10 protein-coding genes are annotated in these 11,183 nt (G+C 34.2%); 4 read left to right on the forward strand and 6 right to left on the reverse strand.

The window, feature by feature from the left end:
- Position 1 precedes the first annotated feature (1 nt).
- Positions 2-691, reverse strand: a complete 690-nt coding sequence (locus KQA_RS0213840; RefSeq protein WP_029209603.1) for a ComF family protein — start codon at positions 689-691, stop codon at positions 2-4.
- 46 nt (positions 692-737) lie between these two features.
- On the opposite strand from KQA_RS0213840, the gene KQA_RS0213845 reads away from it, so the two are divergent.
- Together KQA_RS0213845 and KQA_RS0213850 are read left to right on the forward strand one after the other, a co-directional pair.
- Positions 738-1,619, forward strand: a complete 882-nt coding sequence (locus KQA_RS0213845) for a hypothetical protein (protein ID WP_010182023.1) — start codon at positions 738-740, stop codon at positions 1,617-1,619.
- A 68-nt stretch (positions 1,620-1,687) separates the two neighbouring features.
- Entirely contained in the window at positions 1,688-3,229 is a 1,542-nt protein-coding gene (locus KQA_RS0213850) for a glycine--tRNA ligase (protein ID WP_010182024.1), read from the forward strand.
- A gap of 210 nt (positions 3,230-3,439) precedes the next feature.
- Here the strand turns inward: KQA_RS0213850 and KQA_RS0213855 are convergent, their stop codons facing one another.
- The 4 genes from KQA_RS0213855 to KQA_RS0213870 form a co-directional block, all read right to left on the reverse strand.
- Positions 3,440-4,537 (reverse strand): Ig-like domain-containing protein, encoded by a 1,098-nt coding sequence (locus tag KQA_RS0213855; RefSeq protein WP_010182025.1) that lies wholly within the window; start codon positions 4,535-4,537, stop codon positions 3,440-3,442.
- Positions 4,538-4,680: 143 nt separating this feature from the next.
- A complete protein-coding gene (gene mscL, locus KQA_RS0213860; protein WP_010182026.1) occupies positions 4,681-5,091 on the reverse strand; it encodes a large conductance mechanosensitive channel protein MscL in 411 nt (136 codons plus the stop codon).
- A gap of 100 nt (positions 5,092-5,191) precedes the next feature.
- Entirely contained in the window at positions 5,192-6,289 is a 1,098-nt protein-coding gene (gene alr / locus KQA_RS0213865; RefSeq protein WP_010182027.1) for an alanine racemase, read from the reverse strand.
- Between the two features lie 16 nt (positions 6,290-6,305).
- Complete coding sequence (locus KQA_RS0213870; RefSeq protein WP_010182028.1) at positions 6,306-6,884, reverse strand: thymidine kinase; 579 nt, start codon at positions 6,882-6,884, stop codon at positions 6,306-6,308.
- Positions 6,885-7,116: 232 nt separating this feature from the next.
- Between KQA_RS0213870 and KQA_RS0213875 the strand changes: the two genes are divergently transcribed.
- Both KQA_RS0213875 and rsmI read left to right on the forward strand, forming a co-directional pair.
- On the forward strand, positions 7,117-8,043 hold the full coding sequence (locus KQA_RS0213875) for a hypothetical protein (protein ID WP_010182029.1): 927 nt from the start codon (positions 7,117-7,119) through the stop codon (positions 8,041-8,043).
- A 19-nt stretch (positions 8,044-8,062) separates the two neighbouring features.
- Positions 8,063-8,737: a 16S rRNA (cytidine(1402)-2'-O)-methyltransferase gene (gene rsmI / locus KQA_RS0213880; RefSeq protein ID WP_010182030.1), complete on the forward strand. Its 675-nt coding sequence runs from the start codon at positions 8,063-8,065 to the stop codon at positions 8,735-8,737.
- 55 nt (positions 8,738-8,792) lie between these two features.
- Here the strand turns inward: rsmI and KQA_RS0213885 are convergent, their stop codons facing one another.
- On the reverse strand, positions 8,793-10,814 hold the full coding sequence (locus KQA_RS0213885) for a T9SS type A sorting domain-containing protein (protein ID WP_010182031.1): 2,022 nt from the start codon (positions 10,812-10,814) through the stop codon (positions 8,793-8,795).
- Positions 10,815-11,183: the final 369 nt, after the last annotated feature.

The following is an 11,183-nucleotide window of genomic DNA, read 5'->3' on the forward strand; positions in this document are numbered from 1 at the left end:
ACTATGCATCTTCCAACAATGTGACAGCTATTGCGGCCACACTAATTTTTATTCCTTCTATTTCTTTTAAACATTCGATACAAGCTTTCATGGTGGCTCCTGTTGTAATTACATCATCAACCAAAAGTATATGTTTGTTCTTTAAACTAGTGGCATCTGCCAATTCCATACTATTAAACATATTTTCAAAACGTTCTTGTCGTGTTTGTTTAGCTTGTGTTTTGGTATGAATGACCTTTTTTAAAATTGATTCATTAAAATCTGCATTTAATTTTTTTGCTAAAATTGTTCCATAACTTGAAACTTGATTGTAACCCCGCTGTTTTAACTTTTTTTTATGAATGGGTACTGGTAATACCACATCGACATGACAAAAATTGGTGTCCAAAGCTAACTTTGCTCCATGCCAATGCCCTATAACCTTTCCAATTTTTTTTTGATTTCGATATTTTAAATTATGTATTAACTCCTGTACCTCAGTATGTTTTTCGAAGTTAAATAATGCCGTTGCTAAACTAATTTTATATTCTTTAAAAATGTCATGCATCTGATTTTCAACAGATGAGACAAAACTAATTTCGGGTAATGAATGCCTGCAAGACGTACAAATGCCTTCCTCAAACGTATGTAATGGGATATTACAAGAGCCACAACTCTTTGGAAAAAAAATGTACAAAATTTCGTTCAACATAAATGTGTCAAATAAATAAGTATATTTGTTTTATCTAAGACCCTTTATGAGTCCAAAAAGTAGTACAATATCACTCTCTATATTATCCTCCGTGCTTGCTATTCTATTGCTAGGCCTGGCTGCGTATACCTATAATGATTATAAACAGCATTTACTTAACAATGAAGATCTGGCTAAAGAGAAATTAGCTATGGAAAGTGAACTATCACTACTAGTTGAAAAGTATGAAAATGTACAAGCACTTAACAGTGTAATGGACAATCATCTTATCGAATCTAAGAAGCGCATTGTCAGACTCTTAGATACCATTCGTTCCAATGAACCTAAGTTACAACTTCTTATAAAATTTAGACGAGAAATTTCGGCATTAAAAGAGGAAAAATTACGATTATTCCATATCAATGATAGTTTAGCTAGGGAAAATGATTTAATAAAAGGCAATTTAAACAAAACGGCTAATGCTTTAAATCAAAGTAAAAATTTACAGAAAAAACTATCCAAAGAGAATACTAAACTTACCTCAATTGTCCACAAAAAGAAAGAATTAGCTTTTGCTAACCTTAAAGGGGAAGCTGTTAGAGTTAAAGGAAACAGAGAATATGGTACCAAAAAAGCTAAAAAAGCGCAACGTATAAAAATATGCTTTACTATAATGGATAATATTTATTCCATTAGAGAGGATAAGCTGGTTTATTTAAAATTATTAAATCCTAATAATGTGCTTTTAGGTGATTTTGTACAGGAAGATTTTCAGGGTGATGTAATTGCTTACAGTTCAAAACAGTTTGTTCCCTACAAAAATGAACAAGTAGACCATTGTGTGTCTATAAAAATCGACACGCGTTATTTAACTTACGGTACTTACACACTTCAATTATTTTCTGCCGAACATGAATTGAAAAAAACAACCACCTTTAGGTTAGATTAATCCTATTTTTTTTCTTATTCCATTAAATAGCATTTTGAGGTTAAAATGGGATCATTTACTTTTGCCACATGGCAAAACAAGAAGACATTTTTAAAAAAGTAATATCACACGCCAAAGAGTATGGTTACATATTTGGATCGAGTGAAATATATGATGGGTTAAGTGCTGTTTATGATTACGGTCAAAACGGAGCTGAACTTAAAAAAAACATCCGCGAATACTGGTGGAAAAGTATGGTGCAAATGCATCAAAATATTGTGGGTTTAGATGCTTCTATTTTTATGCATCCAACCACTTGGAAAGCCTCTGGTCACGTAGATGCCTTTAATGATCCTTTGATTGACAATAAAGATTCTAAAAAACGTTACCGCGCCGATGTTTTAATTGAGGACTACGCTGAAAAAATTCTGCAAAAAGCAAACAAAGAAATTGCAAAAGCTAAAAAACGTTTTGGTGATGCTTTTAATGAAGAAGAGTTTGTAACTACCAATCCAAGAGTAGTTAAATATTTAGCTGAAAATAAAGCGATACTATCGCGTATGGGTAAATCTTTAGAAAATGAAGATTTAGCCGATGTTAAAGCTCAAATTGAAGAATTAGGAATTGGATGCCCAGAATCAGGTTCAAAAAACTGGACCGAAGTACGTCAGTTCAATTTAATGTTTGGTACTAAATTAGGTGCTTCGGCCGAAACGGCTACCGATTTATATTTACGCCCCGAAACGGCTCAAGGTATTTTTGTAAATTTCCTTAACGTTCAAAAAACGGGTCGTATGAAGGTTCCTTTTGGAATTGCTCAAACAGGAAAAGCTTTCCGTAATGAAATTGTAGCCCGACAGTTTATTTTCCGTATGCGCGAATTTGAACAAATGGAAATGCAATTTTTTGTGCGTCCAGGCGAAGAAATGAAATCCTATGAATACTGGAAAGAAACGCGTTTAAAATGGCATTTATCACTTGGTTTAGGCGATGAAAATTACCGTTTCCACGATCATGATAAATTAGCACATTATGCTAATGCTGCTGCGGATATTGAATTTAATTTCCCATTCGGATTTAAAGAATTAGAAGGAATTCACTCGCGTACGGATTTTGATTTAAAAGCGCACGAGGAATTTTCTGGTAAAAAGCTTAGGTATTTTGATAACGAAATCAACGAAAGTTATACGCCTTATGTGGTGGAAACATCCGTAGGTTTAGATCGTATGTTTTTAGCCGTATTTTCGAAATCTTTAAAGGAAGAAACTTTAGAAGATGGAAGCTCTCGTGTGGTACTTAAATTACCTGCTGTATTAGCTCCAACAAAAGCCGCTATTTTTCCATTAGTTAAAAAAGATGGTTTGCCCGAATTGGCTAAAGAAATTGTAAACGACTTAAAGTTTGATTTCAATGTCCTTTACGATGAAAAAGATGCTGTAGGTAAACGCTATCGTCGACAAGATGCCAACGGTACCCCATTTTGTATTACGGTAGACCACGAATCATTTGAAACTAAAACAGTAACCATTCGTGATCGAGATACCATGGAACAACAACGTGTCGCTATTGCCGATTTAAAACAAATTTTAGAAGAAAAAACTTCTTTTAAAAGCTGGTTAGCGAAATTGTAAAAGCCTAAGGCTTATTTATATGTAAATATTATGATCCCCTTTTCCTTTATTGGTTTTGGGGATTTTTATTATAATAAAACGCTAAAAAAAACAACACTTAAATACAACCAAAAAAAAGAGAAAAAAATATGGACTATGGTCTCAAATATTTTCCCTCTCCATAATTTAGGAGAGTATCCAAAAAATTCATATTTATATAAACCTAAACATTCATTTTTTTACCCTGTAGGTAATTCTACGGTTGGTAACAATCGTACATGAACCTATAGATAGTTGAATTTCTGTTCTATTTGATGATATACACCCTGTGGTTAAATTTCTTGCTTCGGCAAAATAACTACCCGCTATGGTTGGGGTATAACTTGTATTGGAACTCAAAAGTAAATTTCCTCCTGTACTCGCATCATACCAATCAATCGTTTCGTTTATATTAACCGATGCTGTAAGTGTTGGTATGGTTCCACCTGCACATAGCGTTTGATCTCCTCCACTAACAGGAGCTGTTGGGGCATTACCAACTATTACATCAATAGTATTGGTGTTAAATATACTACCACTACTTATAGTTACTGTAAAACTATAATCCCCTGCTATTAAACCAGCAATTACGGGATTATCCAAGGTTGAACTAAACGTATAACCAGCAGGGCCAGAACCAGTCCAGTTTAAAGAAGCTCCTGCACTATTTATACCCGATCTATTCGCAAAAAGGCTTAACATATCACCTCCACAAATAGGAGTATTTGACGTTGGAGTTACACTTAAGCTTCCTCCATTTGCATTTATTTCTGCAAAAGAGAACGGGTTTCCTTGTCCATTACCATTACAACTGGCGTATCTTGTTGTTCCAATTTGTAAAATTTTTGCGGCACTACAAGGGTTTGAAGTATCCAAACTACCATTAGGAATTACAACAAAAGCAGTACCTGCCGGTATGGAAAAAGTTACATTTGCGGTCCACTCCCCAAAACCACCATTAGCTAAAGTAATTAATGCTGTGTTTAGTGAAGATGTTCCACTTACAAAAAAAGTATCAGTAGCACCAATACCATCACCTATTGTCAATGAGTTAATTTCATTAGGGATGTTTGAATTTATGGTAATCGAAAAACCTCCTTCAATACTTACATCATTTGTTCCTGTCACTTGCCCTGGATAGGTTGTTGCTGCTACCCAAGTTGTTCCATTAAAAACTTCCCATACCGATACATTTGTCCAATTCCCTGTACCTACTGATCTAAAATCATTTGTGGTTTGCCCAAATAAAGTTATAGGTATAAAAATTAAACAGATCATCAACACTTTCATACAAGTGTAATTTACTAAAAATCAGAGTTTTATATTGTAATTTACCTATTTTTAACAAAAAATACCCCAAGTTAGCAGATGGCTAACTTGGGGTTTACATTTATAAAATAAGTAGTATAGCGGTTAGCTACTTTTTCTATTTATTATTTTTTTAAAGCTTCTAATATATCCTTTAATAAATCATTATCAGATGGTCCAGCTGGTGCTTTTGGCGCTTCTGGCTCTTTTGTTTTTTCGTAAGCTTTAAGTACGATATAGATAAATAAACCTACAATTATAAAATTGATAATTGTTTGTATTAAATTTCCGTAAGTCATTACAGCTGCTCCAGCTTCTTTAGCGGCTTTTAAACTTTCATAATTTTCACCATTTAAAGCAATAAATTTTTGTGTAAAATCTGTTCCTCCTGTTATTAAACCTACAACAGGCATAATAATGTCAGCTACTGCCGAATTTACAACTTTACTAAATGCACCACCTATTACAACCGCTGTTGCTAATGATACAATGTCTCCTTTTAGTAGGAACTTTTTAAAGTCACTGAAAAATGCCATTTGATTTTTGTTTTAATTGTTAGCACTACTAATTTACTTAAAAAATCAACTATATTTAAAATTATGTTAATTTTTTATTAATTTTATGTCGAGGTATGACTTATTTTTGGGTTAAAATGCGCTTAACTCTAGGAGCTATACCTGTAATTAACTCATATGAAATAGTACCCGCAGCTTCAGCCAAGCTTGCCGCTGAATAGGTTTCATTAAATATAATTACTTCATCGCCTTCTTTACAATCAATATGAGTCACATTAACCATAAGCATATCCATACATACGTTTCCTAAAATTGGAGCCTTTTGTCCATTAATATAAACAAAGCCTTTGCCATGCCCATACATTCGACCAATTCCATCGGCGTGACCCAAAGCTATAGTAGCCGATTGAACAGGTGTATCCGCAATAAAGCCACGATTGTAACCTAATGATCCCCCTGCTGGAATTTCATGAATTTGCGAAATAACCGAAGTTAAACTGGCTACGGGTTTTAAGTTTTCGTCATATATTGCCTCGTTTCCAAAACCATACAAACCTATACCCGTTCGCACCATACTAAAATGTGCTTCGGGATAATTTAAAATTCCAGATGTATTTGATTGATGTGTAATAGGATCATTAATCATTTGTGATTGTAAAGCCCCCGAAAACTGCTTAAAAGACTTTATTTGCTGCATTGTGAATGCTCTTTCCTTTACATCTTCGCTTGCCGCTAAATGCGAAAACAACGATTTAATTAACAAATTAGCCCCTTCAACCTCATCTAAAATAAAAGGAATATCGGTATCCGAAAAACCTAAACGATTTAAGCCCGAATTATACTTTATATGTATCGGATAATTTTCTAATTGTTGTTCTAAACAAAAGTTGGCAAATAAATTTAATAAACGTACACTATATATACTTGGCTCCAACTTATGTTTGACCAACAAATTAAAATTACTAGGTTGCGGGTGTAGTACTAAAATAGGGGTACCTATCCCGCTTTCGCGAAGTGCTACTCCTTCTTCTGCATAAGCAACACCAAAATAATCTACTCCCAATGATTCTAAATGAGTGGCTATACCTATGGCATCACTCCCATATGCCACCGCTTTGACTACCGCTAAAAGTTTTACCTTAGGATTTATTTTACTACGTAAATACTCATAGTTATGTGTTAAATTATCCAAATTTATAGTTAAAACGGTACCGCTCATTGGTGTATTTTTAAGTCTATTTATTATTCTCTTTATAAAAAGCCCCTCGGCTTAAAGGTTCATATGCCTCCGATTCTCCCAACATTACCAAATCATCATCCGTTGATTTCCGATGACTATAATGTGCTAAATTCCCGGTCTTAGCACAAACTGCATGTACTTTAGTAACATATTCTGCTGTAGCCATAAGTGCTGGCATTGGGCCAAATGGTTGGCCTTTAAAATCCATATCTAATCCAGCCACAATGACGCGAATGCCTTTATTCGCCAAATCATTACATACCCCTACAATTTCTTCATCAAAAAACTGAGCTTCATCAATACCTACAACATCACAGGTATCTGCCAAAATACGAATATTTGCCGCTGCAGGTACTGGAGTTGATGAAATTTTATTATGATCATGCGATACCACATTTTGTTCACTATAACGCGTATCAACCATGGGTTTAAAAATTTCCACTTTTTGCTTGGCAAACTGTGCTCGTTTTAAGCGTCTTATCAATTCTTCTGTTTTTCCCGAAAACATGGAACCGCATATCACTTCGATCCATCCAAATTGAGCATCAGGATTTACTGTATTTTCAAGAAACATTTCGTATTTTTCAGTCGGTTAAATTCCTTTTTTAAAGCAAGTATGCACTAAGGAATAAAACCTGTTATTAGTCATACAAATGTATGCAATAAACACTGATTCCTGCTAATATTTCATTGGCTAGTCAATTTACTTTATACCAAACTATGAAGTAACTATTGAACACTAATTTTTTACATTTTGAGCTAAGCCTCAAAAAAATGAACTCCACCATGTGGATTAAAAATACACTATGAAAGCGCAACTCGAAAAAGAATTAAAAGACTTGGCTGTTGAAATTTTAAGTATGCAACATCAAAATACGAATGATTTAAAGCATAAAGTTGCTCAAATATACGAACGCTTATGTGTATTGGCTTACACCGAAAATCAAACTGAAACAATTAAAATAGCCGATCCAGATACTACGCCTGAAAAAGAATTTACCACTATTAATGAAGTAACTGATTTTGTAGGCTCCTTGGCGGAAGAAACTGATGAAATTACAGCTCAAGATACCTTTACTACTGAAACTGTAGTGGAAAGGGAAATCCCATCAACTTCAGAAACAAAACCTATTTCGGAAATATTATCGGAAATAATTCCTGAAAACAACAACCTGTTAGAGTTAGAGTCCGTTGCAGACGAACCTAAAGTTGTTCGCGAAGAAACACTTTTGGTTACCGAAGAGACAGATAAACCAGAAGCAACTCCAGAAAAGGATACTCATGCCCCAGCGCTTTTACACGAACTCGAGGCCTTAACGTCGGGTTTTGATTTACCCGAATTTGATCCTATAAGTACCCCTACAGAAACAACTAATAACCCAACAACAGAAGTTCCTCCAGTTTTTGAACCTGTAATTTCAAAGGCTTCGGAAAATCAAACTAAAGTAAATGATGTGATTGCGACACAACAAAAATCATCACTAAATGATAGCCTTAAAAAAAGCATTCAAATTGGCTTAAATGACCGTATTGGCTTTATAAAACATTTGTTTGATGGAAACCAAGATGATTATACGCGTGTGCTTTCACAACTCAATACTTTTGAAACTAATACCGAAGCCATAAACTTTATCAATCAAATGGTAAAACCCGAATACAACAACTGGGAAAATAAAGAAGCATTTGAAACGCGCTTTTTGGAAGTAGTTTTTCGTAAGTTTGACACCTTATAAGTCTTCATAAAATACTATTGTGAGTAAATTATACCTTGTTCCTACGCCAATTGGTAATCTAAATGATATAACATTTAGAGCCATTGAAGTGCTAAAAAATGTTGATTTAATTTTAGCCGAAGATACCCGCACAAGTGGTAAACTATTAAAACACTTTGAAATTTCAACGCATATGCAAAGTCATCATATGCATAATGAACATAAAACTGTTGAGGGAATAATTAAAAAATTAGAAGCGGGCCAACAAATTGCCCTAATAAGCGATGCTGGAACACCTGCTATTTCCGACCCTGGTTTTTTACTAACACGTGCAGCAATTACCAATAACATCCCTGTAGAATGTTTACCCGGAGCTACAGCTTTTGTACCTGCATTGGTCAATAGTGGTTTTCCCAATGATCGTTTTATTTTTGAAGGCTTTTTGCCTGTTAAAAAAGGCAGACAAACACGTTTACTTGCTTTAGCAGAAGAAACTCGCACATTAATTTTTTACGAATCACCTCACAAATTGGTAAAAACACTTACCGACTTTGCTACTTATTTTGGTGAAGACCGTAAAGTATCGGTTAGTAGAGAACTGACCAAAATTCATGAAGAAACTCAAAGAGGCACAACAACAGAAGTTGCTACACATTACAAAAACAAGCCCCCCAAAGGAGAGCTTGTCATTGTTGTTTCCGGTAAAGGAAAGTAATTTTTGTCTTACTATTCTAATAAATACCAGCTTAGCTTAATAGCAATAAGTGCTGTTATTTTTTGACAAACTTATAGGTGTTATTTTTATTTCCGTCTAATGAAATGTAATACAATCCTGTGGCTAAACTTGAAACACTTACTGCTTTTGCTCCACCCTGACTTACAACTACACCGGATAAATCATAAACTTTCCAAGATTCAAAATCACCTGAAATATTTAATACATTCTGTGTTGGGTTTGGATAAACTCTAATTACATCGGCTTGTGCATCAAATACAGGGCTAGACAATGTAGTATCCTCTTCTATAATAAGTGTGTCATTAGCATCCGCAAAAGATTTACTATTCATTACCTCTCCATTATCGGTTTGCATAAAAATCAATAATAATAATTTGTGTCCTGCATCTAAATCTTCAGTTCTAGGAATAGCCTCTGTAAGAGCTGTTACATTATCTGATCCTACTGCAAAATTAGTCGGAATAGTATAATCAACGGTTACTGTTCCACTATTTTCTGCTGTTGTAAACACCACAGGTGTAAAAGCACTTGTTGCTACAATATTATTTGATTCATCAACTTCACGCACTTGAATGGCAATATAATCTAAATCTTCTTCAACTCCTGCTGCTAATCCAGTTTGGTAGGTAATATCAATTGACATGACCTCTCCATAATCTACTACTGGGTCAGTACCTCCAGCTGGTATAAAAGATGCTCTATTATCAAATGTAACCGATCTTGCTCTATTACTATCACCAGTACCATCATCAACAGGTTTGTACACACGTATCCAATCAACTAACATGGTTTGATCAACTGTTTCCACATCACTTATTTCATTGTCGTTTGGAGATCGACTAGGTGTTGAGTTTGCTTGAAAAGTTTGATCTTCTGTATTAATTATAATATCTAATTCTTTAGTAAAACGACGTCCATTATTCAAATAATCAAAAGGATCCAAAACACTAATATTTGAAGCTGCCTTTGCTGCTCTTAAACAAGATTCATCATAAATCGCCGTTTGACCACAGTTTTGCAATGTCATATCTTGAAAACCTGGTCTAAGTGTTTCAAATAATAATTGACCATCATTGCCTAAATTCATATTCACAGTAGCTCCGCCTGCAGTTACAAGACCTGTAGGGTAAGTATACTCCCATGATCCACCTATTATTTCTGAGGCGCTTCCATTATCATCTAATACACGAACAAGTTCTCCATCAATATAATATTCAACTCTTGTAGGTGTCACCCAATATACACCTATATCCACGGTTGTTCCACCCCATGTTGTAATTCCATTTCTTCTCCAAAAGCTATTAAAATCCCTAGGCTGGTAATCTTGAAAATTTGGGGGTCTAATAAATACATGGTGACTCAAATGAATACGCTCTGCAAAAAAACTATTACGTCCAGCTCCAGTTTCCGTAGTCATTTCCCCAGGTACTGTTCCATCAATCCCTGCCCCTCCATAGGCTTCAATAATATCAATTTCTTGAGTATCATCGGGGCTTAAAAGCCACACATCGGATGCTGCAGTTGAATTTGCAACCGTTACCCTGGCCTCAACAAAAACAGGATAAATTACTTTAGTCAAACCTGTCATACAACCACCTCTAGTAGCATAAGGATATTGATTATCTAGTTGATCTTTTTCTTCTCCATCAATACGTGTATTAAACACATGTAAATGATCTCCATCTACATAAAGATTTTCGGGTCTCCATATAGTTGGACCAGGTCCTTCAAAAACATTTGGCTGTCCATTTGGTAAATCATGATAGGTGTTATACCATTTATTTTCACCTGGAGGACCAAAATCAACACGAGTTGTACTTGCATCAAAGGTATAGTTAAAATCATCCGAAGGCGCTTCTTGCAACTCCCAAACTCTACCAATTCCTGGATCTGGTGCAATTGGTATGCTTTCAAATTCGAACTGAGCATTCATTGTAAATCCAATTCCAAGGAATACTACTGCTATTAATGAGTTCAGGCTTTTTAACACTTTGTCCACCGAATACGTTGGTTTATCAAAGAGATTAAATAAATGAGTAATTGTACTTTTTTCCATTATTCATTGTTTTTGGTTAAGTTCTTAAAAGCAAGCTATCTAGTATTGCTTTTAAAATGCAAAGATAGTCAACGAATAAATTAAAATATTTAAAAAAGAAAGAAAAATCCTAAATATTATATTTTATTTAAACTATTTAAGCATATTCAACTTAATATTTAAAAAAATATAACTAACTGAAAATTAGATGTATTTTTTTAAATTTAAAAACAATCAAAAAAAATTCACATTATTTGTCGATAAAAAACATCAAATTATGACAAACTGTTAATCTTGATAATATGCTTTATATCTATAAAATATAAATTTTAGTAAATAATCCTCGGGGCAAGCCCACGAGGCATTAAAATAATTTTAGCTGATTATCTT

It is taken from the genome of Aquimarina agarilytica ZC1 (assembly GCF_000255455.1).
GTDB lineage: Bacteria > Bacteroidota > Bacteroidia > Flavobacteriales > Flavobacteriaceae > Aquimarina > Aquimarina agarilytica.